Genomic DNA, 25,360 nt, shown 5'->3' with positions numbered 1-25,360 from the left:
GGCAAAAGACAAGGACACTGCTTCGACGCCACGCCGAGGAAAAAGACACCGCCCAAGCCCCATAAAAAATGCCCCGTATCGATGGATACGAGGCATTTTCCTTGGCGCTCATGGATCGCTTGTGGCGATCCAGAGCCATCAGCGGCAGATCAAGCCAGGGCTTGGGCCGGCTTGCCCAGAATACGGTCGAAAACCACCGCAACCGCCAGGACGATCACCGAAGGCACCAGCCAGGCCAGGCCTTGCTCGCTCAACGGCAAGTGGGCCAGCTGGCTAGGCAAACCATCGGCCAGGCCGGCCCCCTTGAGCGCATCGATCAGACCGAACACAAAAGACACCAGCATCACCGGGCCAACGATACGCCGCTGGTCCTGCCAGAAGTCCTTGCAGAAGCTCAGGGCCACCAGGGCAATGCACGGTGGATAGATGGCAGTCAGTACCGGGATCGAGAAGGCGATCAGCTTGGTCAGGCCAAGGTTGGACACCAACAGCGAGAAGACCGCGAGGATCACCACCAGAGTCTTATAGGACAACGGTGTTACGCGGCTGAAATACTCGGCGCAGGCACAGGTCAGGCCCACGGCGGTCACCAGGCAAGCCAGGGAGATCAGTACCGCGAGGAAGCCGCTGCCCAGGGAGCCAAATGTGTGTTGGACATAGGCATGCAGCACCGCCGCGCCATTGGTGGCCCCGGCGGCCACTTCATGGCTGCCCGAACCGAGACGGAACAGACTGACATAGACCAGCGCCAGACCAACCCCGGCGATCAGGCCGGCGATCACCGCGTAACGGGTGATCAGTTGAGGCGACTCGACTCCTCGCGAGCGAATGGCGTTGACGATAACGATACCGAACACCAGAGCGCCCAAGGTATCCATGGTCAGGTAACCATTGATGAAACCTTGAGAAAACGGCGCTGCCACATATTCGGGCGTGGCCTCGCCAACAGTACCCGCTGGCAGCGCGACCGCTGCAATCCCCAGAACCGCCAGCGCGATGATCTTCAACGGCGCCAGGAAACGGCCAACGGTATCCAACAAGCGGCCCGGATACAGGGAGATGAAGAACACCAGCAGGAAGTAGGCCGAACTGTAGAGGAACAGCGCCAGCGGGCTCTCGCCCGTCAGTGGCGCCAGGCCCACTTCAAAGGACACAGTAGCCGTACGCGGCGTGGCGAACAGCGGGCCAACCGCCAGGTAGCAGACCGCCGCCAACAGACCGCCAGCGACTTTACCGATGGGGCTGCTCAGGGCATCCATGGCGCCACCGACCTTGGCCAGGGCAACCACGGTGATCACTGGCAGGCCGACCGCCGTGATCAGAAAGCCTAGCGCCGCCATCCAGACATGGGGTCCGGACTGCAAACCGACGATAGGAGGGAAGATGATGTTGCCAGCCCCGACGAACAGGGCAAAAGTCATGAAGCCGAGTGCCAGAATGTCCTGGCCTTTCAACACTTTCATTAAGGAAATACCACACTACTGAATCGGAATTTAGAGAGGGATTTCCCTTATGGGTGAGGGAAATGCTGTCAATCCGTATAAGACTGACCCGTTTAGCGCGCAGTTACCTTGTGGGCAGCAGACGCAAAAAGAGGCGGCTAGCCTACCGAATCTGCAAGACGAACGCACCGGCGCAATGAGAATTTTCTGATATGCGACATTGGGATGTCGCATTTTCGAAATTATATTTCCATCGGGCTTAATCCTATCCCCGCACACCAGCCAGCATGCTGGGAGCCGAATCGTATAGAAGCCGAATTAGGTAAGCGCGGCTTGTATAGGAGCTGGCTTGCCAGCGAAGCCCTCCCCCAGGGCAGCAACTGAACTGAAGGCCTCTACGCCGGCAAGTCGGCTGCTGGGGCAGAAAGCACAAAGGCCACCCGAAGGTGGCCTTTGTGGTTGAAGCGTCAGTTAAGCGCGAGGCTTACTTGACAGCCCAACCGGTCAGCTCGGCCAGGGCCTTGCCGATGTCTGCCAGCGAACGCACGGTTTTCACGCCTGCGTCTTGCAGCGCAGCGAATTTCTCGTCTGCAGTGCCTTTGCCGCCAGAGATGATTGCGCCAGCATGGCCCATGCGCTTGCCCGGAGGAGCAGTCACACCAGCGATGTAGGAAACAACCGGCTTGGTCACGTGAGCCTTGATGTAGGCAGCCGCCTCTTCTTCAGCCGAACCGCCGATCTCGCCGATCATCACGATCGCTTCGGTCTTCGGGTCTTCCTGGAACAGCTTCAGGATGTCGATGAAGTTGGAGCCTGGGATCGGGTCACCACCGATGCCGACGCAGGTGGACTGACCGAAACCGGCGTCAGTGGTCTGCTTAACGGCTTCGTAAGTCAGGGTGCCGGAACGGGAAACGATACCGACCTTGCCTGGCAAGTGAATGTGACCTGGCATGATGCCGATCTTGCATTCGCCTGGAGTGATCACGCCAGGGCAGTTAGGGCCGATCAGGGTAACACCCAGCTCGTCGCACTTAACTTTAGCGTCCAGCATGTCCAGGGTAGGAATGCCTTCGGTGATGCAGACGATCAGCTTGATGCCGCCGAAAGCTGCTTCCAGGATCGAGTCCTTGCAGAAAGGAGCTGGAACGTAGATCACGCTGGCGGTGGCGCCAGTGGCAGCTACAGCGTCTTTCACGGTGTTGAACACTGGCAGACCCAGGTGCTCGGTACCGCCTTTGCCTGGAGTTACGCCACCCACCATCTGGGTGCCGTATTCGATGGCTTGCTGGGTGTGGAAACTACCTTGCGAACCGGTAATACCCTGGCAGATAACTTTGGTGTCTTTATTGATCAGGACGCTCATTATTTGCCCTCCGCAGCTTTGACAACTTGTTGAGCAGCGTCGGTCAGGCTGGTAGCAGCGATGATGTTCAAGCCGCTTTCTGCCAGTACTTTAGCGCCCAGTTCAGCGTTGTTGCCTTCAAGGCGAACAACAACCGGGATTTTCACGCCGACTTCTTTCACAGCGCCGATGATGCCTTCGGCAATCATGTCGCAGCGAACGATGCCGCCGAAGATGTTGACCAGTACTGCAGCGACGTTGGTGTCGGACAGGATGATCTTGAAAGCTTCGGTCACGCGCTCTTTGGTAGCACCACCGCCCACGTCGAGGAAGTTGGCTGGCTTACCGCCGTGCAGGTTGACGATGTCCATGGTACCCATGGCCAGGCCGGCACCGTTGACCATGCAGCCAATGTTGCCTTCCAGGGCTACGTAGTTCAGTTCGAACTTGGCAGCGTGTGCTTCGCGCGGATCGTCCTGCGACGGATCGTGGAAGGTCTTCAGCTTAGGCTGACGGTACATGGCGTTGGCGTCGATGTTGATCTTGGCGTCCAGGCAGTGCAGATCGCCGTCAGCCTTGATCACCAGCGGGTTCACTTCCAGCAGGGCCAGATCGTGATCCTGGAACAGTTTGGCCAGACCCACGAAGATCTTGGCGAACTGGGCAACTTGCTTGCCTTCCAGACCCAGCTGGAAAGCCAGCTCGCGACCCTGGAATGGCTGAGCGCCAACCAGTGGGTCGATAGTGGCTTTCAGAATTTTTTCTGGAGTGTCGTGAGCGATTTTCTCGATGTCCACGCCACCTTCGGTGGAAGCCATGAACACGATGCGACGGCTCGAACGGTCAACGACAGCGCCCAGGTACAGCTCTTTAGCGATATCAGTGCACGATTCAACCAGGATCTTGGTGACAGGCTGGCCATTGGCGTCAGTCTGATAGGTCACCAGACGCTTGCCCAACCACTGCTGAGCGAATGCCTTAGCGTCTTCTTTGCTGCGAACCAGCTTAACGCCACCCGCTTTACCGCGACCACCGGCGTGAACCTGGGCTTTGACAACCCACTCGGAGCCGCCGATTTTGTCGCAAGCTTCTGCTGCTTCTTCCGGGGTGTCTACCGCGTAGCCTTTGGATACTGGCAGGCCGTATTCAGCGAACAGCTGCTTACCCTGATACTCGTGAAGATTCATGCTTTTTACCGTCTTCGTTAGGTACTGCGCATTCGGCGCTGCGCTCAAGATTGAGTGCCGCACCACCTGTGACCGCTACTCTCAAACCAGCGCCACACCTGAACCCGGAGCCTGGGCCCCGATCCAGTGTGTGGCGCTACCTCAAGAGGTCGAGTCCAGCGGATATTCCGCGGTGAGTCTTGCGCACAAGGCTCACGACGGGCCAACCGCCGTGGTTTCTTATTATTGCTTAGCGTTTCTTGCGGTTGGCAATGTGGATGGCAGTGCCATTCACAGCCAGAGCTGCTTCGTGCAGGGCTTCGGACAGGGTCGGATGAGAGAAAACCATCATGCCCAGGTCTTCGGCGCTGGTGCCGAATTCCATGCCGATTGCACCTTGCTGAACCAGTTCCGCAGCGCTTGGGCCAATCACGTGGACGCCCAATACGCGGTCAGTCTTGGCATCGGCGATGACTTTGACGAAACCACCGGTGTCGTTGGCTGCCATGGCACGGCCGCTGGCGGCAAACGGAAAGGTGCCGACGTTAACTTCAACGCCTTCAGCTTTCAAGGCCTGCTCGGTTTTACCGACCCATGCAATTTCCGGGTGAGTATAGATAACCGAAGGGATCAGGTCATAGTTCATCTGGGCCTTGTGGCCCTTGATGCGCTCGGCAACCATGATGCCCTCTTCCGAGGCCTTGTGAGCCAGCATCATGCCGCGCACCACGTCACCAATGGCGTAGACGCCCGGTACGGTAGTAGCGCAGTGATCGTCAACGTGCACGAAACCGCGCTCGTCGAGGGTCACGCCACAGTCGGCAGCCAGCAGATCGGTGGTCACCGGACGGCGACCAACGGCGACAATCAGCTTGTCGAAAGTGATGGTCTGTTCGCCGTTGGCGTCGGTGTAGGTCACCACGACTTCTTCGCCGTTGACCTTGGAGCCGGTCACGCGAGCGCCCAGCTTGATGTCCAGACCCTGCTTGGTCAGGGTTTTCAGCGCTTCCTTGGAAACAGCGGTGTCAGCTGCCATCAGGAAGGTGTCCAGGGCTTCCAGGACAGTCACTTGCGCGCCCAGACGCGACCAGACCGAGCCCAGTTCCAGACCAATAACGCCAGCGCCGATCACGCCCAGACGTTTTGGTACGGCCTGGAATTCCAGCGCGCCGGTGGAGTCGACGATGACATTCTGATCGACCGGGGCCGGTGGAATGTCGATTGGACGCGAACCTGGAGCCAGGATCACGTTTTCAGCTTCGATGACTTCAACCGAACCGTCCGGCTTGGTGACTTCGACTTTCTTGCCTGCCAGCAGTTTGCCGTGGCCTTGGATCGAAGTGACGCCGTTGGCTTTGAACAGGGTGGCAACACCGCTGGTCAGGCCTTTGACGATGTTGGCCTTGCGACCGACCATGGCCGGTACGTCCATGGTCACGCCAGCGTGGCTGATACCGTGGATGGCGAAACCGTCCTGGGCCTCATGGAATTTCCAGGAGCTGTCCAGCAGCGCCTTGGAAGGAATGCAACCGACGTTCAGGCAAGTACCGCCGAGGGCCAGCTTGCCCTCTTTATCGGTGTACTTCTCGATGCAAGCAGTCGTCAGACCAAGCTGTGCTGCCTTGATTGCAGCTACATAACCGCCTGGGCCCGCGCCAATCACTACTACGTCGAATTTCTGAGTCATAAAAAGGTTCCTTTTAACGGCAAGCTAGAAGCCGCAAGCCGCAAGCTTGAAGCCCCTCGCCTTAAGGGCTCGGAACTTGTCGCTTGCAGCTTGCAACTGCTTTTTAGATGTCCAGGAGCAGACGCGCCGGGTCTTCCAGCAGGTTCTTGATGGTCACCAGGAACGTCACAGCTTCTTTACCGTCGATCAGACGGTGATCGTAGGACAGCGCCAGGTACATCATCGGACGGATTACTACCTGACCGTTGATCGCCATAGGACGTTGCAGGATGTTGTGCATGCCCAGGATAGCGGCTTGCGGTGGGTTGACGATCGGGGTCGACATCATCGAGCCGAAAGTACCACCGTTGGTGATGGTGAAAGTACCACCGGTCATCTCTTCCATCGACAGCTTGCCGTCGCGGGCCTTCTTGCCGAAGGTGGCGATGCCGCCTTCGATTTCGGCCAGGCTCATCAGCTCGGCGTTACGCAGGACCGGAACCACCAGGCCACGGTCGCTGGACACCGCAACACCGATGTCGGCGTAGCCGTGGTAGACGATGTCGGAACCGTCGATCGAAGCGTTGACTGCCGGGAAGCGCTTCAGCGCTTCGGTGGCGGCCTTGACGAAGAACGACATGAAGCCCAGGCGCACGCCATTGTGGGACTTCTCGAACAGGTCCTTGTACTTCGAACGCAGAGCCATGACTTCGGTCATGTCGACTTCGTTGAAGGTGGTCAGCATGGCCATGTTCGACTGGGCTTCAACCAGACGCTCGGCAACCTTGGCCCGCAGGCGGGTCATAGGTACGCGCTTCTCGACGCGATCGCCGGCAGCGAAGACTGGAGCAGCAGCGGCTGGAGCCGGAGCCTTGGCAGGCGCGGCAGCCGGAGCGGCTTTCTTGGCGGCAACGGCAGCCACTACGTCTTCCTTGGTCACACGACCGCCTTTGCCGGTACCGGCAACGGAGGCGATGTTGATGCCGTTCTCTTCAGCCAGCTTGCGCGCGGCAGGAGCGGCGATTGGATCGTCTTCGCCGTCAGCGGCAGCCGGGGCAGCAGCGGCAGCGGCCGGAGCAGCGGCGGCAGCAGGAGCAGCGGTAGCAGCACCGCCTTCAACGATGGAGCCCAGAACTTCGTCGGACAGAACGGTGTCGCCTTCGTTCTTGACGATAGCGCCCAGCACGCCATCAGCGGTGGCCAGCACTTCCAGCACAACCTTGTCGGTCTCGATGTCGACGATCAGCTCGTCGCGCTTGACGGCTTCGCCCGGTTGCTTGTGCCAGGTGGCAACGGTGCCATCGGCAACCGATTCCGGGAAAGTGGGGGCTTTGATCTCGATAGCCATTATCAGTGGTTCCTTAAATTCGGTTTCAGGTGCGCGAAGGCGTTAAACAGTGAAGGCATCTTGCAGCAGTTTTTCCTGCTGCTCGGCGTGCATCGACGCGTAGCCACAAGCTGGCGCAGCAGAGGCGTCACGGCCCGCGTACTCGAGTACGAGCGACTTGTCGTGATTGCCTACGATGCGACGCATGTGGTGCTGGCTGCAGTACCAGGCGCCCTGGTTCATCGGCTCTTCCTGACACCAAACCACATGCTTGAGGTTGGTGTACGGAGCCAGGACTTCGTTCAGATCGTCCTCAGGGAACGGATACAGCTGCTCAATACGCACGACGGCGATGTCTTCACGACCTTCGGCACGGCGTTTTTCCAACAGGTCGTAGTAGACCTTGCCGCTACACAGAATCAGGCGCTCGACCTTTTTCGGGTCCAGTACGTCGATTTCCGGAATCACGGTCTGGAACGAACCTTCGGCCAGATCTTCCAGAGTCGAGATGGCCAGCTTGTGGCGCAGCAGCGACTTCGGAGTCAGAACCACCAGTGGTTTGCGCAGAGGACGGATCACCTGACGGCGCAGCAAGTGGTAGATCTGTGCCGGAGTGGTCGGCATGCACACCTGAATGTTGTGCTCGGCACACAGTTGCAGGTAACGCTCCAGACGCGCCGAGGAGTGCTCAGGGCCCTGACCTTCGTAACCGTGAGGCAGCAGCATGGTCAGACCGCAGAGACGGCCCCACTTGTGCTCGCCGCTGGTGATGAACTGGTCGATCACCACTTGTGCACCGTTGGCGAAGTCGCCGAACTGGGCTTCCCAGATCACCAGCGCGTTCGGCGTGGTGGTCGAGTAGCCGTATTCGAATGCCAGTACCGCCTCTTCCGACAGGAAGGAGTCGTACAGGTCAAAGCGCGGCTGACCTTCGAACAGATGCTTGAGCGGCACATAAGTGCTGGCATCTTTCTGGTTGTGCAGAACGGCGTGGCGGTGCGAGAAGGTGCCGCGGCCGATGTCCTGGCCGGTCATGCGGATCGGGTGACCTTCGAACGCCAGGGTCGCGTACGCCATGGTTTCAGCGTAACCCCAGTTGATCGGCAGGCCGCCGGCTTGCATCTTCTGACGGTCTTCGTAGATCTTCGCAACCTGACGCTGAACCACGAAGCCTTCCGGCAGCTCCAGCAACTTGGCGGACAGTTCCTGCAGGGTCTTGAGATCGAAGGTGGTGTCGTGACGTGCGGTCCAGGTGTGGCCCAGGTATGGACGCCAGTCCACGAACAACTCTTTGTTCGGTTCCTTGACCAGGCTCTTCACTACGTGCAGACCGTTGTCCAGCGCATTGCGGTACTCATCGACTTTCGCCTGAACACGCTCTGCGTCGAGCACACCGCTCTGGATCAGGCGATCGGCATACAGCTCACGGGTGGTGCGCTGTTTGGTGATCTGCTGATACATCAGTGGCTGGGTGCCGCTTGGCTCGTCGGCCTCGTTGTGGCCGCGACGACGGTAGCAGACCAGGTCGATCACCACGTCGCGCTTGTACTGCATGCGGTAGTCGATGGCCAGCTGGGTCACGAACAACACGGCTTCCGGATCATCACCATTCACATGGAGGATCGGCGCCTGGATCATCTTAGCAACGTCGGTAGCGTACTCGGTGGAGCGCGAGTCCAGCGGGTTGCTGATGGTGAAACCTACCTGGTTGTTGATCACGATGTGCACAGTGCCGCCGGTACGGAAACCGCGGGTCTGGGACATCTGGAAGGTTTCCATCACCACGCCCTGACCGGCAAACGCCGCGTCACCGTGGATCGAGATCGGCAGAACCTTGTCGCCGGTCTGGTCGTTGCGACGATCCTGACGGGCGCGCACCGAACCCTCGACCACTGGAGAAACGATTTCCAGGTGGGACGGGTTGAACGCCATGGCCAGGTGAACTTCACCGCCGGCGGTCATCACGTTGGACGAGAAGCCCTGGTGATACTTAACGTCACCGGAGCCCAGCTCGACCTTCTTCTTGCCCTCGAACTCGTCGAACAGCTCGCGCGGGTTCTTGCCGAAGGTGTTGACCAGGACGTTGAGACGGCCACGGTGAGCCATGCCGATCACGACTTCCTTGGTGCCGTAGGAACCGGAACGCTGGATCAGCTCGTCGAGCATTGGAATCAGGCTTTCACCACCTTCCAGACCGAAACGCTTGGTGCCCGGGTATTTGGTACCCAGGTATTTTTCCAGGCCTTCGCCGGCGGTGACGCGCTCGAGCAAGTGGCTCTTGATGTCGGCGGAATAGGTCGGACGGCCGCGTACGCTTTCCAGACGCTGCTGGAACCACTGACGCTGTTCGGAATCGGTGATGTGCGTGAATTCAGCGCCGATGGTGCGGCAATATGTCTGCTGCAACGCTTCGTGAATTTCGCGTAGGCTCGCTTCCTCTTTGCCGATGAACAGGTCGCCGGCACGGAAGGTCGTATCAAGATCGGCATTGGTCAAGCCGTAATGATTGATCGACAGGTCTGCAGGTGCAGGACGCTGCCACAGCCCCAGCGGGTCCAGCTGGGCTGCCTGGTGGCCACGCATCCGATAGGCCTGGATCAATCGCAGCACTTCAACTTGCTTCTTCTCGTGCTCACTGCTCACGCTGCCGGCGGATACCGGTTGGGCGCGGCGCTGGTTCTTTGCCAGCAAGACGAAATGATCGCGGATTGTCGAGTGCGAAACATCGATGGCAGTGCTGCCGTCGGTAGGCAACTTCTGAAAGTAAGTGCGCCACTCTTCTGGCACAGCGTTAGGGTCGTGCAGGTAGAGCTCGTAGAGCTCTTCCACATAGGCAGCGTTACTACCGGATAGGTAGGCGCTGTTCCACATGCGCTGCATCACGCTTTCTTGCATGCTTGGTCACCCTCGGTTAGGGGAACACCACCGGCGAAGACACCGAGCAAGCTTGCAGAAGTCCGAATGCAGCGACCAAAACAAGCCACTTAGGATCACGCTGATAGTCCGGGTACCAGCCCGGATGCCCCTGCTTGTCTCATTTCTTCAAAAATAAAAGCAGCCACTTTGTGAGCTGCTGCTCAGGTTAGAGCCATGACGCGGGTTGAAGCCCGCGCCTTGGCTTTTACGGGTACAGCGGTCCTACGGGTACAACAGCTGAATCACACGCCACTCTGCAGCAACATGTTACGAATGTGACCGATGGCCTTAGTCGGGTTCAGGCCCTTCGGACAAACGTTGACGCAGTTCATGATCCCCCGGCAGCGGAATACGCTGAACGGGTCGTCCAGGGAAGCCAGACGCTCGGATGTCTTGGTGTCACGGCTGTCTGCCAGGAAGCGATAGGCTTGCAGCAGAGCAGCCGGGCCCAGGAACTTGTCCGGGTTCCACCAGAAGGACGGGCAAGAGGTCGAGCAGCAAGCGCACAGGATGCACTCGTACAGACCGTCGAGCTTTTCGCGCTCTTCCGGGGACTGCAGACGCTCGATGGCCGGAGCCGGCGTGTCGTTCTGCAGGAATGGCTTCACCTTCTCGTATTGCTTGTAGAAGATGCTCATATCGACGACCAGGTCACGGATAACCGGCAGACCTGGCAGCGGACGAACAACCAGCTTGTTCTTCTTGACCACGGCGGACAGCGGCGTGATGCACGCCAGGCCGTTCTTGCCGTTGATGTTCATGCCATCGGAACCGCAAACGCCTTCACGGCAGGAACGACGATAGGAGAACCCCTCGTCCTGCTCTTTGATCAGCGCCAGCACGTCCAGCACCATCAAGTCCTTGCCACCGGTGTCGACCTGGAAAACCTGGGTTTTCGGAGCCGAGTCGGTGTCAGGGTTGTAACGATAAACTTCAACTTGCAACATATCGATCACCCTTTAGTAAGTCCGGACTTTTGGTTCAAAAGTCGGAACAGTCTTCGGCGAGAAGTTGACCGCACGCTTGGCAACGCGCTTCTCACCCGGGAAGTACAGGGTGTGGCACAGCCAGTTTTCGTCGTCACGGTCTTCGAAGTCTTCACGGGCGTGAGCGCCGCGGGACTCTTTACGCACTTCGGCAGCGATGGCAGTGGCTTCAGCCACTTCCAGCAGGTTCTGCAGCTCAAGTGCTTCGATACGCGCAGTGTTGAAAGCTTGAGACTTGTCGTTGATCTTGACGTTGGCGATACGCTCGCGCAGCTCAGCCAGCTGAGCAATACCCTTCTGCATGTACTCGCCGGTACGGAATACACCGAAGTAGTTCTGCATGCAGTTCTGCAGCTCGCGGCGCAGGGTTGCAACGTCTTCACCGGTGGTGCGCTCGTTGAGCTTGGCCAGGCGGTTCAGGGCAACGTCGACGTCGGTGTCGCTGGCATCGCGGTATTCGATACCGTCGGTCAGCGCTTTTTCCAGGTGCAGGCCAGCTGCACGACCGAACACCACCAGGTCCAGCAGCGAGTTGCCGCCCAGACGGTTGGCGCCGTGTACCGATACGCAAGCCACTTCACCCACTGCGAACAGACCAGGGATGATGGTGTCTTCGCCAGCAGCATTCTGAGTGATCGCCTGACCATGAATGTTGGTGGCAACGCCACCCATCATGTAGTGGCAGGTTGGAACGACCGGAACCGGAGCAACCACCGGGTCAACGTGGGCAAAGGTCTTGGACAGCTCGCAGATGCCAGGCAGGCGGCTGTGCAGTACTTCTTCGCCCAGGTGATCAAGCTTGAGCATCACGTGGTCGCCATTCGGGCCACAGCCGTTGCCGGCGATGATTTCCTTGACCATGGAGCGCGCAACAACGTCGCGACCTGCCAGGTCTTTGGCGTTCGGAGCATAACGCTCCATGAAACGCTCGCCGTGCTTGTTGATCAGGTAACCGCCTTCACCGCGGCAGCCTTCAGTCACCAGTACACCAGCGCCGGCGATACCGGTCGGGTGGAACTGCCACATTTCGATGTCTTGCACCGGAACGCCGGCACGCAGCGCCATGCCTACACCGTCACCGGTGTTGATCAGGGCGTTGGTGGTGGAAGCGTAGATACGACCTGCACCGCCGGTAGCCAGAACGGTGGCCTTGGAGCGGATGTAGGTGGTTTCGCCGGTTTCGATGCAGATCGCGATCACGCCGACAAAAGCGCCGTCCTGGTTCTTCACCAGATCGACCGCGTACCACTCGTTAAGGAACGTGGTGCCGGCTTTCAGGTTGCCCTGATAGAGGGTGTGCAGCAGTGCGTGACCGGTACGGTCGGACGCAGCACAGGTACGAGCAGCCTGGCCGCCCTTGCCGTAATCCTTGGATTGACCACCGAAAGGACGCTGATAGATACGACCGGTTTCAGTACGAGAGAACGGCAGACCCATGTGGTCCAGCTCGAAGACCGCAGCCGGACCTTCCTGACACATGTATTCGATAGCGTCCTGGTCACCGATGTAGTCGGAACCCTTGACGGTATCGTACATGTGCCAGCGCCAGTCATCGTTCGGGTCCGCCGAAGCGATCGCGCAAGTGATGCCGCCTTGGGCAGACACAGTGTGCGAACGGGTCGGGAACACCTTGGTGATCACAGCAGTCTTGTGGCCGCCCTGGGCCAGCTGCAGTGCGGCACGCATGCCGGCGCCGCCGCCGCCAATGATGATGGCGTCGAAAGAAATGGTTGGAATGTTAGCCATGAATCAGATACCCCAGAGAATCTGCACACCCCAGACGAAGTAAGCGAACATTGCAACGCCGCATACTGCCTGGAAAAGGAAACGCACTGCTGTCGCCGACTTGCCCAGCGCCATCGGCGTCAGGTAGTCAGTCGAGATGGTCCACATGCCGACCCAGGCGTGAGCGCCCAGGGCCACCATGGCCAGCAGACTGAAGATACGCATCCAGTTGTTTGCGAACAGGCCATGCCACTGGGTGTAGTCAATGCCCGGATTCGCTACGAGGTATCCGATCAGGAAAATGAAATAAGCCGCGAGAACGACCGCAGACACACGCTGTGCCATCCAGTCATAAAGGCCCGAACGCGACAGGTTCGTAACGCTGGTTACCATATCCAAACTCCCGCCAGAACGATTACCACCACGGATACGGCGATAACGATTTTCGAGCCCAGCTTGCCGCCTTCCAGCGTCTCACCGATGCCCATGTCCATAATCAGATGGCGTACACCGGCCACCAAGTGATACAGCAAGGCGGACAGGAGGCCCCACGCAACGAATTTGGCCAGCGGACTGGTCAAGCACGCCTTCACCTCGGCATAGCCTTCCTCGGAGCCCAGGGATTTGCTCAATGCATAAAGCATGATGCCGATGCCCAGGAAGAGGATGATGCCGGAAACACGGTGAAGAAACGACGTAACGCCGGTGATGGGGAGTTTGATGGTCCTTAGGTCTAGGTTTACAGGTCGTTGGCTATTCACGGCTTTTTTCACACTGAAGAGCCCCTAACAATCAGGGCAAAGTTGTTGGGGAGTGCACTGGTCAGGTAACCACTACCCAGGGAGTGCGACCCCCAATAAAGCGGGCCCAGAAGCCTACGGAGGTCGGTGGCCGAGTATAGACAGTTAGGCTACTAATGACAACGCAAACACCTTCCCCTAATAGCTGATTGCGTTAGCCTTATAAAAGGCGTAAATGGCGCTGAATTTCGCTAAAAAATCCCTCCCAAAGCCTTCTGGGACAAGACTTTAGGCAAATTGACATTCAGATTTATCTCACTATAGTGGTGCGGGCCCTGCGTGGGGGGTCTGTCTGATGATTTCAAGCATAAATAGGAGGCCACATGGCTGACAAAAAAGCGCAGTTGATCATCGAGGGCGCAGCCCCCGTCGAGCTGCCCATTTTAACCGGCACCGTTGGTCCCGATGTAATTGATGTTCGGGGCCTGACGGCCACGGGCCGCTTCACTTTTGACCCGGGTTTCATGTCGACCGCCTCCTGCGAGTCGAAAATCACCTATATCGACGGCGACAACGGCATTCTGCTGCACCGCGGCTACCCGATCGAACAGCTGGCTGAAAAGTCGGACTACCTGGAAACCTGCTACCTGCTGCTCAACGGTGAATTGCCTACCGCCGAACAGAAGGCCCAGTTCGTCAGCACCGTGAAAAACCACACCATGGTTCACGAGCAGCTGAAGAGCTTCTTCAACGGTTTCCGCCGCGACGCCCACCCAATGGCGGTAATGTGCGGCGTAGTGGGTGCACTCTCGGCGTTCTACCACGACTCCCTGGACATCAATAACCCGCAGCACCGCGAAATTTCCGCCGTGCGCCTGGTCGCCAAGATGCCGACCCTGGCAGCGATGGTTTACAAGTACTCCATGGGCCAGCCGATGATGTATCCGCGCAACGACCTGTCGTACGCGGAAAACTTCCTGCACATGATGTTCAACACCCCGTGCGAGATCAAACCGATCAGCCCGGTACTGGCCAAGGCGATGGACCGGATCTTCATCCTCCACGCCGACCACGAACAGAACGCCTCGACTTCCACCGTACGCCTTGCCGGCTCCTCGGGTGCCAACCCGTTCGCCTGTATCGCTGCCGGTATCGCCGCGCTCTGGGGCCCTGCCCACGGCGGTGCCAACGAAGCCGTACTGACCATGCTCGACGAAATTGGCGATGTATCGAACATCGACAAGTTCATCGCCAAGGCCAAGGACAAGAACGATCCGTTCAAACTCATGGGCTTCGGTCACCGCGTGTATAAAAACCGCGACCCGCGCGCCACCGTAATGAAGCAGACCTGCGACGAAGTCCTGAAAGAACTGGGCATAAACAACGATCCTCAGCTCGAACTGGCCATGCGCCTGGAAGAGATCGCCCTGACCGATCCGTACTTCATCGAACGCTCCCTGTACCCGAACGTCGACTTCTACTCGGGGATCATCCTCAAGGCGATCGGCATTCCAACCAGCATGTTCACCGTGATCTTCGCCCTGGCGCGGACCGTCGGCTGGATCTCCCACTGGAAAGAAATGCTCTCCAGCCCTTACAAGATCGGCCGTCCTCGTCAGCTGTACACCGGCTACGAATCGCGCGACATCACCAAGCTGGAAGACCGCAAGTAAGACCTGCCTTGCGCACACGTCTTAGCTGCACCGGATACGGCCTCTAACAGAGGTCGTATTTGTTTCTGCTCCCCTCCCCTCACCTATCCCCCTGCCGGAACCGACTTGCCGGCGAAGAACCCCGCAGCCCTGCCTCCCCCTCAAATAAGCCTTCGCTGGCACGCCAGCTCCTTGCATCTCGACTATCGCTGCGCCCGCAGTCGAGGGTATCTGAACAGGGCGAGCAGACAAAAAAATGCCCCGATCTTTCGATCGAGGCATTTTGCTATTACACAGCTTCTATATAGAAGCCGATACACAGGCCGAGCTTAGTGCGACACCGCCCCACTGGCGCCCAGGCCGGTCTGCGAACGCACGAACTGCGGGAAGAACAAGGCCCGCTCATTGGCCGCCGAAGCCGACTTGTCAGTGATGGAGAAGAACCAGATACCGACAAAGGCAATGATCATCGAGAACAGCGCCGGGTACTCGTACGGGAAGATTGCCTTCTCGTGGTGCAGGATCTGCACCCAGATGGTCGGACCGAGAACCATCAATGCCACCGCACTGACCAGACCCAACCAGCCGCCAATCATGGCGCCACGCGTGGTGAGCTTCTTCCAGTACATGGAAAGCAGCAGCACCGGGAAGTTGCAACTGGCAGCGATGGAGAACGCCAGGCCCACCATGAACGCAATGTTCTGACTCTCGAAGAGAATGCCCAGGCCGATGGCCAGCACGCCCAAGGCCACGGTAGTGATCTTGGAAACGCGAATCTCATCCTTCTCGTTGGCCTTGCCCTTCTTGACCACACTGGCATACAGGTCATGGGACACCGCCGAAGCACCTGCCAGGGTCAGGCCCGCTACTACCGCCAGAATGGTGGCGAAAGCCACCGCCGAGATGAAGCCAAGGAACACGCTGCCGCCCACCGCATTGGCCAGGTGCACCGCCGCCATGTTGTTGCCACCCAGCAAGGCGCCTGCGGCATCCTTGAAGGCCGGATTGGTGCTCACCAGCAGGATCGCGCCAAAGCCGATGATGAAGGTCAGGATGTAGAAGTAACCGATGAAGCCAGTGGCGTAGAGCACGCTCTTACGGGCTTCCTTGGCATCGCTCACGGTGAAGAAGCGCATCAGGATATGCGGCAGGCCGGCAGTACCGAACATCAGCGCCAGACCCAGGGAGAATGCCGAGATCGGGTCCTTCACCAGACCGCCAGGGCTCATGATCGCCTCACCTTTGGGGTGAACCTTGATCGCCTCGGAGAACAGGGTGTTGAAATCGAAGTTGACGTGCTTCATCACCATCAGCGCCATGAAGGACGCACCGGACAGCAGCAGCACTGCCTTGATGATCTGTACCCAAGTGGTGGCCAGCATGCCGCCGAACAGCACATACAGGCACATCAGGATCCCCACCAGGATCACCGCCACATGGTAGTCGAGGCCGAACAGCAGCTGGATCAGCTTGCCGGCACCCACCATCTGCGCGATCAGGTAGAACGCCACCACCACCAGCGAACCACAGGCCGACAGAGTGCGGATCTGAGTCTGCCCGAGGCGATAGGACGCCACGTCGGCAAAGGTGTACTTGCCCAGGTTGCGCAGGCGCTCGGCGATCAGGAACAGAATGATCGGCCAGCCCACCAGGAAGCCGATGGAGTAGATCAGGCCGTCATAGCCGGAAGTGAACACCAGCGCGGAAATCCCCAGGAAGGACGCCGCCGACATGTAGTCACCGGCAATCGCCAGGCCATTCTGGAAGCCGGTGATCTTGCCACCCGCGGCGTAATAGTCGGCAGCCGACTTGTTGCGCTTGGAGGCCCAGTAAGTGATGCACAGGGTGGCCCCGACGAAGACCACGAACATCACGATCGCCGAGACGTTGAGGGGTTGCTTGTGGACTTCGCCAGTCAAAGCGTCTGCGGCCCACAGGGCAGGAGCGAAAGCGGCAAGACCGAGTGCTGCGAATAGACGTCGGATCATTGCTGAGCCTCCTTCAGGATCGCATTGTTCAGGTCATCGAACTCGCCGTTGGCGCGTCGCACATAGATACCGGTCAGGATGAAGGCCGAGACAATCAAGCCGACACCAATGGGAATGCCCCAGGTGATGGATGAAGTTGGACTGAGTTTGGCGCCCAGGATCTGCGGACCGTAAGCGATCAACAGAATGAAGCCCGAGTAAAGCCCAAGCATGATCGCCGAGAGAATCCAGGCGAACCGCTCTCGCTTACTGACCAGCTCCTTGAAACGCGGGCTGTTTTGAATCGAGAGGTAAATGCTGTCGTTCATTGTTTTTATCCTCGCAGCACAGATTTTAGGTAGAACCTAATCCACTCTATGCGGCTGTGAGGCAGGTTCCAGACGACCTTAGTATTAGAACGACATTAGCCACCTCGCCAACTTCCCCCCCAAAAAAACACAAGGCCGGCCGCTGATTTCAGCGGCCGGCCTCACAACCCTCGTTCTAGACGCCTGACGGCTATTTAGCAGTCCACTCGGCAACCCGCTCCGGGTGCTTGCTCACCCAGTCCTTGGCTGCCACATCCGGTTTTGCGCCATCTTGAATGGCCAGCATGACCTCGCCGATTTCATCCTTAGACGCCCACTGGAACTTCTTCAGGAACGCTGCCACCTCTGGCGCCTTCTTCTCCAGGCCCTTGCTGCCGATGCTGTTGACGGTTTCAGCGGCGCCATACACCCCTTTCGGATCTTCGAGGAAGCGCAGTTTCCACTTGGCGAACATCCAGTGCGGTACCCAGCCGGTCACGGCGATGGATTCCTGCTTATCCTCGGCCCGGGTCAGTTCGGCGATCATCGCCGCACCGGAACTGGCCTGCAGCTTGTAGTCCAGGCCGTAGTCCTTGATCGCCTGGTCGGTCTTGAGCATCACCCCTGAACCGGCGTCGATGCCGACAATCTTGTTCTTGAAGCTGGTATCGGTCTTGAGGTCCTCAATGGTCTTGGCCTTGACGTACTCCGGCACGATCAGACCGATCTTGGCGTCCTTGAAGTTGGGACCGTAGTCGACAACCTTGTCCTTGTTCTTGGTCCAGTATTCGCCGTGAGTCACCGGCAACCAGGCCGAGAGCATGGCGTCGAGCTTGCCGGTGGCCACGCCCTGCCACATGATCCCGGTCGCCACCGCTTGCAGTTTGACGTCGTAACCGAGCTTCTGCTTGATCACCTCCGCCGCCACATAGGTAGTCGCCACGCTGTCGGACCAGCCGTCGACGTAGCCGATGCTCAGGGTTTTGCTGTCGGCACTGGCCAGAGTGGAGCTGATGGCAAGTACCAGTGCGGCACCTGCGCCTAAGAGTCGTCGCATCTTCATCGTTACTTCCCCGAAAAGTGCAGTGCCGGGCGGCTGCCGGGCACGTCAACGTATGGTTATGGTGCTCAGCGCCCCCATCACGCCTCACCGCGAACGCGTTCGATCATCAGCGGAGTACTGATGCTTCGATCATCAACCCGCCACCGCCCGCGACCTGCTCTGCCTGCGACCTCAAGGCAACCAGCAACGACATCAGATAGCCAGTAACCAGGTGCTGCGACCTCCTCGACTCAGGGCCCGCCCAAACTTTGCATGTCAAAATCATGCAGGCCACCAAGCTGTGGACAAATGCGGGTAAGATGCCCCGCTTTGTTCCACTACGGCCTGACCATGCCCGCCACAGCCCGCTTCCCCACCCTCGCTTATCTGTTCGCCTGCCTGCTCGGCCTGCTGGCCCTTGGTAGCTACTGGTACGGCCTTGGCCGGCCGGTGTCGCTGCCGGACGTCGCCAGCGCCAGCCACAAACTGCAATGCGCCTCCTATACGCCGTTCGACAAGGACCAATCGCCCTTCGACCAGCCGTTCAAACTGCGCCCCGAACGCATGGACGCCGACCTGGCATTGCTGGCCACCCGCTTCGAATGCATCCGCACCTATTCCATGACCGGCCTCGAAGCCCTGCCCGAGCTGGCGCGCAAGCACGGCCTGAAGCTGATGATCGGCGCGTGGGTCAATAGCAACCCAGTAGACACCGAGAAAGAAGTCGACCTGCTGATCGCCTCGGCCAATGCCAACCCGGATGTCGTCAGCGCGGTGATCGTCGGCAACGAGGCGCTGCTGCGCAAGGAAGTCACCGGCCCGCAACTGGCGCGGCTGATCCTCAAGGTCAAGGCTGGGGTCAAGCAGCCGGTCACCTATGCCGATGTCTGGGAATTCTGGCTCAAGCACCCGGAGATCGCGCCAGCGGTGGACTTCCTCACCATTCACCTGCTGCCGTACTGGGAAGACGCCCCCTCGAACATCGACGCGGCCCTGAACCACGTGGCCGAGGTACGCCAGGTATTCGGCAACCGCTTTGCCCCCAAGGACGTGATGATCGGTGAAACCGGCTGGCCCAGCGAAGGCCGCCAGCGAGAAACGGCGCTGCCGAGTCGAGTCAACGAGGCCAAGTTCATTCGTGGCTTTGTTGCCTTGGCGGAACACAACGGCTGGCACTACAACCTGATCGAAGCCTTCGATCAGCCCTGGAAACGCGCCAGCGAGGGCGCAGTCGGCGGTTACTGGGGGCTGTTCGATGCCGATCGCCAGGACAAGGGCATCCTCGCAGGCCCGGTGTCCAACCTGCCTTACTGGCCACAATGGCTGGGGGCGGGCGCAGTGATATTCCTCGGCACCCTGATCCTGGGTGGCCGGGTTCGCAGTCGACGCGCTGCGCTGCTCTTGCCGCTGCTGGGCGCGCTGGCGGCGTGCACCATCGGTACCTGGGGCGAACTGGCGCGGGTCACCAGCCGCTTCGCTGGCGAATGGTGCTGGGCCGGACTGTTACTGGGCCTGAACCTGCTGATTCTGGCCCATGCCGCCCTGGCCTTGAGCCCTCGCGAAGGCTGGCGTCTGCGGGCCTTCAATGCCCTGGAAAAGCGTGCAGGCTGGTTGCTGGCAACGGCAGGATTCGCCGCCGCGGTGATGATGCTGGAGCTGGTGTTCGACCCGCGCTACCGCAGCTTCCCGAGCGCGGCCCTGCTGCTGCCGGCGCTGGTCTACCTGTGCCGCCCAGTGCGCGTGCCACGCCGCGAAATCGCCTTGCTGACCTTTATCCTGGGTGCCGGCATCGCTCCGCAGCTGTATCAGGAAGGCCTGGCCAACCAGCAGGCCTGGGGCTGGGCCCTGGTCAGCCTGCTGATGGTGGCCGCGCTGTGGCGCAGCCTGCGGGCCCGCATCGCCTGAACACAGCCCTAGCCGCAGGTTTCGCCTGCGGCTAGGGCTTGGCGGCGCGCACCAGGCGCAAGGCCGCAATCACCACCGCAAACACCGCCAGCGTGGTGTTGTACAAGGCCAGGGCCGGAATGCCCGCCAGCAAGGCCAGCACCGCCAGCCACCAGCCGGCACGACCGGGCACGACAAACCCCAGCAGCGCTGCGCCCAAGGCACTCCAGCCCAGCACCTTGAAGTGGATCATCCAGCCCAGGCTGGAACGTAGCGAACACTCCCAGCGACCGGCCTCATCAACACAGACGCCCACCCACCGAGCATCCTCCATAAAGCCATAGCGCAGGCCATAACTGGCGGCCAGCCACAGCGGCAGGACAACGAGCAGCACAATCACGGGAAGGCGGCGGGACATGAAACACTCCGAACAATCAAAACGGCGCCCAGCATAATCGCCCACGGACGCTTGGCAAGCACGACGCACAGATAACTGTTCAGCAAATAGCGGCAAAGTGTATCGTCCGGCTACTATCACCCCCCAGCAGGCCTGTGGCCGGGGTTATTTGTGCCCACCCATGGCACTTCGGCAGCAGCGCGGTGGTCATAGCCTGCGAACCTCATTCGGTACCTTCCTTCTAGGGATACAGTCATGCTTCGTTCCTTGCGCCTCGCTGCCCTGTTCGGCGGCCTTATCCTGAGTGCGTCCGCACTGGCGGTGGATGTCGACCCGGCCAGCTATGGCTACCCGTTGACCAACCCCTTTGAAGCCACCATCGCCACCACCCCCCCGGAGCTGCGCCCGGAACTGCCCGCCAACGATGACATCCGTCAGTCCGACTACAGCCTGAACCTGCGGCCGGAGCGCGAGTTCATCCTCCCGGACAATTTCTGGGCGGTGAAGAAGCTCACCTACCGCATCGCCACCCAGGACCACGCCGCGCCACTGATCTTCCTGATCGCCGGCACCGGCGCGCGCTACGACAGCAGCCTCAACGAGTACCTGAAGAAGCTCTACTACAAGGCCGGCTACCATGTGGTGCAGCTATCCTCGCCCACCAGCTTCGACTTCATCACTGCCGCCTCGCGCTTCGCCACCCCCGGGGTGAGCCAGGAAGACGCCGAAGACATGTACCGGGTCATGCAGGCCGTACGGGCCCAGCACCCCAAGCTGCCGATCACCGAGTTCTACCTCACCGGCTACAGCCTCGGCGCCCTGGACGCGGCGTTCATCAGCAAACTGGATGAGACCCGACGCAGCTTCAACTTCAAGAAAGTGCTGCTGCTCAACCCGCCGGTCAACCTCTACACCTCGATCACCAACCTCGACAAACTGGTACAGACCGAGGTCAAGGGCATCAACAACAGCACCACCTTCTATGAACTGGTGCTGGGCAAGCTGACCCGCTACTTCCAGCAGAAGGGCTACATCGACCTCAACGACGCCCTGCTCTACGACTTCCAGCAGTCCAAGCAACACCTGACCAACGAACAGATGGCCATGCTGATCGGTACCTCCTTCCGCTTCTCGGCAGCGGACATCGCCTTCACCTCGGACCTGATCAACCGCCGCGGCCTGATCACCCCGCCCAAGTACCCGATCCGCGAAGGCACCAGCCTTACCCCGTTTCTCAAGCGTGCCCTGCAGTGCGACTTCGACTGTTACCTGACCGAACAGGTGATCCCGATGTGGCGCGCCCGCACCGACGGCGGCAGCCTGCTGCAACTGATCGACCAGGTAAGCCTCTACGCCCTGCAGGACTACCTCAAGGCCAGCCCGAAGATTGCCGTGATGCACAACGCCGATGACGTGATCCTCGGCCCCGGCGACCTGGGCTTCCTGCGCAAAACCTTTGGCGACCGCCTGACCGTCTACCCCCATGGCGGGCATTGCGGCAACCTCAACTACCGCGTCAACAGCGACGCCATGCTGGAGTTCTTCCGTGGCTAAACATCTCCTGCTTATCGCTGCGTTGCTCTGCGCAGGCTATGCCCAAGCCGACAACAGCAAGGCCCACGCCCCCACAGTTCAGGACCCCGAAGGCTTCACCGAGCCGTTGAAGAAACTCAAGTTCAACCCGGGGCTGGACCAGCGCGAGTTCGAGCGTTCGACCCTCAATGCACTGAATATCTATGACCCGCTGGAGTCGTGGAACCGCCGGGTCTACCACTTCAACTACCGCTTCGATCAGTGGGTGTTCCTGCCGGTGGTGGACGGTTATCGCTATGTGACCCCGAGCTTCCTGCGCAGCGGGGTCAGCAACTTCTTCAATAACCTCGGCGACGTCCCGAACCTGATGAACAGCCTGTTGCAGTTCAAGGGCCATCGGTCGATGGAAACCACGGCGCGCCTGCTGCTCAACACCACCATCGGCGTTGCCGGCCTGTGGGACCCGGCCACCAAGATGGGCCTGCAACGCCATAGCGAAGACTTCGGCCAGACCCTCGGATTCTATGGCGTGCCCGGCGGCGCCTATCTGGTGCTGCCGATCCTCGGCCCGTCGAACCTGAGGGATACGGCCGGGCTGGCGGTGGACTACACCGCCGAATCGGCGATCAACTTCCTCAACGTCTCGGAAGTCAGCAGCAATCACCCCGAGATCTGGGCGCTGCGTGGTGTCGACAAGCGCTACCAGACCAGCTTTCGCTATGGCCAGCTGAACTCGCCGTTTGAATACGAGAAGGTGCGCTACGTGTACACCGAATCGCGCAAACTGCAGATCGCCGAGTAACCTGCTGTACCGGTTGCCGACCGCAAGAGCGGCAACCGGCTGACTCGGATCTCAGCCGCGCAAGGCCCGCCAGCCTTTGCCCAGTAGCGTCACGGCCAGCAGTACCAGCCCACCGGCAATGATCCCGGCCACGGCATTGAGCAGGGTCGGCATGATCACCGACACCGGGCCCATGACTGTGGCACTACGCTCAGCCAGGCTCTCGATCAGATGGTGCACGGCAGGGACGCCGTGGGTGAGGATGCCGCCGCCCACCATGAACATCGCCGCCGTGCCGATCACCGACAGACTCTTCATCATCCACGGCGCCGCTCGCAGGATGGCACCACCGATGCGTTTGGCCAGGGCGCCCGGTTTCTGCGCCAGCCACAACCCCAGGTCATCGAGCTTGACGATGCCCCCCACCAGACCGTAGACGCCAACGGTCATGACAATCGCAATCCCCGAGAGCACCACCACCTGCTGGCTCAGGGAGGCGCCTGCCACCGTGCCCAGAGTAATAGCGATGATTTCCGCGGAAAGGATGAAGTCGGTACGAATCGCGCCCTTGATCTTGTCCTTCTCAAAGGCCACCAGATCCACCTGAGGGTCTGCCAGCGCCCGCAAGGTCTGCTCATGTTCGGCCGCATCGTCGCCGTGGGGCAGGTACTTGTGCGCCAGCTTCTCGAAGCCTTCGAAACACAGGTAGGCCCCGCCGATCATCAGCAACGGCGTCACCAGCCAGGGCGCCAGGGCACTGATGGCCAGCGCCGCCGGCACCAGGATCAATTTGTTGCGAAACGAGCCCTTGGCCACGGCCCAGACCACGGGAATTTCCCGCTCGGCGCGAACCCCGGAAACCTGCTGGGCATTGAGCGCCAGATCGTCGCCCAATACCCCGGCGGTCTTCTTCGCCGCCATCTTGGTCATCAAGGCTACGTCATCGAGAACTGCGGCGATGTCGTCGATCAAAACCAGCAAACTGCTTCCTGCCATGGGCCAGGCTTCCCTGCGTTAAATAAGGCGCGCAGCATACCGCGTCAAAGGCCGGACAAGCGAGATGTCAGAAGCAGGAAAACCGCGGCCAACGGGCATTCTTGAGCCCCTCGCGACCCCGGTGCTACCATGCGCAACCGCCCGAACAGGCAAGGAATCCCCCGGTTTATGAGCACCATCCGCGAGCGCAATAAAGAACTGATCCTGCGGGCCGCCAGTGAAGAGTTTGCCGACAAGGGCTTTGCAGCGACCAAGACCAGCGACATCGCCGCCAAGGCCGGGTTGCCCAAGCCCAACGTCTACTACTACTTCAAGTCCAAGGAAAACCTCTACCGCGAGGTGCTGGAAAGCATCATCGAACCGATCCTCCAGGCTTCCACTCCGTTCAATGCCGACGGCGTACCCAGTGAAGTGCTCAGCGGCTACATCCGCTCGAAGATCCGCATCTCCCGCGACCTGCCTTTTGCCTCCAAGGTGTTCGCCAGCGAAATCATGCACGGTGCGCCGCACCTGAGCCCGGACCAGGTGGAACAGCTCAACGCCCAGGCCAAGCACAACATCGAATGCATCCAGACCTGGATCGATCGCGGCCTGATCGCCCCGCTCGACCCCAACCACCTGATGTTCAGCATCTGGGCCGCGACCCAGACCTACGCCGACTTCGACTGGCAGATCTCGGTGGTCACCGGCAAGAGCAAACTTGACGAAGACGACTACGAAGCTGCCGCGCAGACCATCATCCGCCTGGTGCTCAAAGGCTGTGAACTGGATCGCTGATCACGCTTCGGCCCTTTCCCGTGCATTTGTGTTGTTGCTGCAAACTGCGCACAGGAATATCAAGACACCAGGCAAGGTCCTGCGGACCTTTTCGCAGCCTCGCGGACTCGGCAGCGGCTACAGGCCAGGGCCGGGCCGGGCCGGGCCCGCAAGGTTAAGGGCTAAGCGCTGACGCCGGCGTCCGCCGCCAGGCCCTGAGCCTCGATCGCGCTGATCGCGCATTGCTCATCGATGTCCGAGGTATCGCCACTGATGCCGATCGCTCCCAGCACCGCCCCCGCCTGATCCCGAATCAACACCCCGCCCGGCGCGGGCACCACGCTGCCCTGTCCCAGGCCATTCAACGCACCGATGAACGCTGGGCGCTGCTGCGCATCCAGCGCCAGCAGGCGCGAGCCCTTGCCCAGGGCTACCGCGCCCCAGGCCTTGCCGATGGCGATCTGCGGACGCAACAGGCTGGCGCCATCCTCCCGTTGCAGGGTCACCAGATGCCCGCCGGCATCCAGCACCGCGATGGTCAGCGGGGCCGCATTGATCTTGCGCCCCGCATTGATGGCCTGATTGGCCAGGTTGACTGCGACTTTCAAGGTTAAAGCGCTCATGGGTGCCGTCCTTATCTTGTTATTGGGAAAGCCTGGTGGAAGCTTCTTGCAGGAGAAGTCCGATGCAGCAAATAGAACACAATGAATTTATTTTTTGTATACAATAAT

Annotated in this window: 21 protein-coding genes; 5 read left to right on the top strand and 16 right to left on the bottom strand. The window is 59.9% G+C overall.

All coding sequences use genetic code 11. The features are described 5' to 3' along the window. Positions 1 to 149: 149 nt before the first annotated feature. The 10 genes from brnQ to sdhC form a co-directional block, all read right to left on the bottom strand. Positions 150 to 1,463 carry a branched-chain amino acid transport system II carrier protein gene (gene brnQ, locus PQT43_RS05330; protein WP_102878889.1) on the bottom strand — a complete coding sequence of 438 codons (1,314 nt, stop codon included), beginning with the start codon at positions 1,461 to 1,463 and terminating at the stop codon, positions 150 to 152. 463 nt (positions 1,464 to 1,926) lie between these two features. Further along, a complete protein-coding gene (sucD, locus tag PQT43_RS05325) occupies positions 1,927 to 2,808 on the bottom strand; it encodes a succinate--CoA ligase subunit alpha (protein ID WP_068587916.1) in 882 nt (293 codons plus the stop codon). Next, positions 2,808 to 3,974, bottom strand: coding sequence for an ADP-forming succinate--CoA ligase subunit beta (gene sucC, locus PQT43_RS05320; protein WP_009047768.1), 1,167 nt, complete (start codon positions 3,972 to 3,974; stop codon positions 2,808 to 2,810). Before sucC ends, sucD begins: the two co-directional genes overlap by 1 nt. A 229-nt stretch (positions 3,975 to 4,203) precedes the next feature. Continuing rightward, complete coding sequence (gene lpdA / locus PQT43_RS05315; RefSeq protein ID WP_102863968.1) at positions 4,204 to 5,640, bottom strand: dihydrolipoyl dehydrogenase; 1,437 nt, start codon at positions 5,638 to 5,640, stop codon at positions 4,204 to 4,206. A gap of 103 nt (positions 5,641 to 5,743) precedes the next feature. Then, entirely contained in the window at positions 5,744 to 6,967 is a 1,224-nt protein-coding gene (gene odhB, locus PQT43_RS05310) for a 2-oxoglutarate dehydrogenase complex dihydrolipoyllysine-residue succinyltransferase (protein WP_102878887.1), read from the bottom strand. A 42-nt stretch (positions 6,968 to 7,009) separates the two neighbouring features. Then, complete coding sequence (locus tag PQT43_RS05305; protein ID WP_102863970.1) at positions 7,010 to 9,841, bottom strand: 2-oxoglutarate dehydrogenase E1 component; 2,832 nt, start codon at positions 9,839 to 9,841, stop codon at positions 7,010 to 7,012. A 263-nt stretch (positions 9,842 to 10,104) separates the two neighbouring features. Next, positions 10,105 to 10,809: a succinate dehydrogenase iron-sulfur subunit gene (locus tag PQT43_RS05300; protein ID WP_011060051.1), complete on the bottom strand. Its 705-nt coding sequence runs from the start codon at positions 10,807 to 10,809 to the stop codon at positions 10,105 to 10,107. Between the two features lie 12 nt (positions 10,810 to 10,821). Continuing rightward, complete coding sequence (sdhA, locus tag PQT43_RS05295) at positions 10,822 to 12,594, bottom strand: succinate dehydrogenase flavoprotein subunit (protein WP_102878886.1); 1,773 nt, start codon at positions 12,592 to 12,594, stop codon at positions 10,822 to 10,824. A gap of 3 nt (positions 12,595 to 12,597) precedes the next feature. Then, positions 12,598 to 12,966 (bottom strand): succinate dehydrogenase, hydrophobic membrane anchor protein, encoded by a 369-nt coding sequence (gene sdhD / locus PQT43_RS05290; protein ID WP_011060049.1) that lies wholly within the window; start codon positions 12,964 to 12,966, stop codon positions 12,598 to 12,600. Continuing rightward, complete coding sequence (gene sdhC, locus PQT43_RS05285; RefSeq protein ID WP_015634665.1) at positions 12,960 to 13,346, bottom strand: succinate dehydrogenase, cytochrome b556 subunit; 387 nt, start codon at positions 13,344 to 13,346, stop codon at positions 12,960 to 12,962. The genes sdhD and sdhC overlap by 7 nt, the downstream gene beginning before the upstream one ends. Positions 13,347 to 13,696: 350 nt before the next feature. On the opposite strand from sdhC, the gene gltA reads away from it, so the two are divergent. Next, a complete protein-coding gene (gltA, locus tag PQT43_RS05280; RefSeq protein ID WP_011060047.1) occupies positions 13,697 to 14,986 on the top strand; it encodes a citrate synthase in 1,290 nt (429 codons plus the stop codon). 308 nt (positions 14,987 to 15,294) lie between these two features. On the opposite strand, the gene PQT43_RS05275 is transcribed toward gltA, so the two are convergent. The 3 genes from PQT43_RS05275 to PQT43_RS05265 all read right to left on the bottom strand — a co-directional run bounded on the left by PQT43_RS05275 (position 15,295) and on the right by PQT43_RS05265 (position 18,303). Continuing rightward, complete coding sequence (locus PQT43_RS05275) at positions 15,295 to 16,953, bottom strand: cation acetate symporter (protein ID WP_102878885.1); 1,659 nt, start codon at positions 16,951 to 16,953, stop codon at positions 15,295 to 15,297. Continuing rightward, the gene (locus PQT43_RS05270) at positions 16,950 to 17,261 is read right to left on the bottom strand and encodes a DUF485 domain-containing protein (RefSeq protein ID WP_102863973.1); all 312 of its coding nucleotides are present in this window, start codon (positions 17,259 to 17,261) and stop codon (positions 16,950 to 16,952) included. Before PQT43_RS05270 ends, PQT43_RS05275 begins: the two co-directional genes overlap by 4 nt. 190 nt (positions 17,262 to 17,451) lie before the next feature. Beyond that, the gene (locus PQT43_RS05265; RefSeq protein WP_102863974.1) at positions 17,452 to 18,303 is read right to left on the bottom strand and encodes a glycine betaine ABC transporter substrate-binding protein; all 852 of its coding nucleotides are present in this window, start codon (positions 18,301 to 18,303) and stop codon (positions 17,452 to 17,454) included. A 330-nt stretch (positions 18,304 to 18,633) separates the two neighbouring features. Here PQT43_RS05265 and PQT43_RS05260 point away from each other — a divergent pair, with 330 nt between their 5' ends. Beyond that, a complete protein-coding gene (locus PQT43_RS05260) occupies positions 18,634 to 20,187 on the top strand; it encodes a glycoside hydrolase family 17 protein (protein WP_272753571.1) in 1,554 nt (517 codons plus the stop codon). A gap of 31 nt (positions 20,188 to 20,218) precedes the next feature. Here PQT43_RS05260 and PQT43_RS05255 read toward each other — a convergent pair whose 3' ends face one another. Next, positions 20,219 to 20,584 carry a hypothetical protein gene (locus tag PQT43_RS05255; RefSeq protein ID WP_102863975.1) on the bottom strand — a complete coding sequence of 122 codons (366 nt, stop codon included), beginning with the start codon at positions 20,582 to 20,584 and terminating at the stop codon, positions 20,219 to 20,221. 234 nt (positions 20,585 to 20,818) lie between these two features. On the opposite strand from PQT43_RS05255, the gene PQT43_RS05250 reads away from it, so the two are divergent. After that, entirely contained in the window at positions 20,819 to 22,117 is a 1,299-nt protein-coding gene (locus tag PQT43_RS05250) for a serine/threonine protein kinase (protein ID WP_102863976.1), read from the top strand. Beyond that, positions 22,110 to 22,898 (top strand): MlaA family lipoprotein, encoded by a 789-nt coding sequence (locus tag PQT43_RS05245; RefSeq protein ID WP_272753570.1) that lies wholly within the window; start codon positions 22,110 to 22,112, stop codon positions 22,896 to 22,898. The genes PQT43_RS05250 and PQT43_RS05245 overlap by 8 nt, the downstream gene beginning before the upstream one ends. A 51-nt stretch (positions 22,899 to 22,949) precedes the next feature. On the opposite strand, the gene PQT43_RS05240 is transcribed toward PQT43_RS05245, so the two are convergent. Beyond that, on the bottom strand, positions 22,950 to 23,873 hold the full coding sequence (locus PQT43_RS05240) for a DUF808 domain-containing protein (protein ID WP_253084452.1): 924 nt from the start codon (positions 23,871 to 23,873) through the stop codon (positions 22,950 to 22,952). A 168-nt stretch (positions 23,874 to 24,041) separates the two neighbouring features. Here PQT43_RS05240 and PQT43_RS05235 point away from each other — a divergent pair, with 168 nt between their 5' ends. Next, positions 24,042 to 24,650 carry a TetR/AcrR family transcriptional regulator gene (locus PQT43_RS05235; protein WP_102863979.1) on the top strand — a complete coding sequence of 203 codons (609 nt, stop codon included), beginning with the start codon at positions 24,042 to 24,044 and terminating at the stop codon, positions 24,648 to 24,650. Between the two features lie 161 nt (positions 24,651 to 24,811). Here the strand turns inward: PQT43_RS05235 and PQT43_RS05230 are convergent, their stop codons facing one another. Then, a complete protein-coding gene (locus PQT43_RS05230; protein ID WP_102863980.1) occupies positions 24,812 to 25,252 on the bottom strand; it encodes a GlcG/HbpS family heme-binding protein in 441 nt (146 codons plus the stop codon). Positions 25,253 to 25,360 lie beyond the last annotated feature (108 nt).

This window comes from Pseudomonas sp. BLCC-B112 (genome assembly GCF_028550695.1).
In the GTDB taxonomy this organism is placed as follows: Bacteria; Pseudomonadota; Gammaproteobacteria; order Pseudomonadales; family Pseudomonadaceae; genus Aquipseudomonas; species Aquipseudomonas danubii.
Note: the sequence above shows the minus strand (reverse complement) of the source record. Positions and strands in the feature narration are given on the sequence as shown.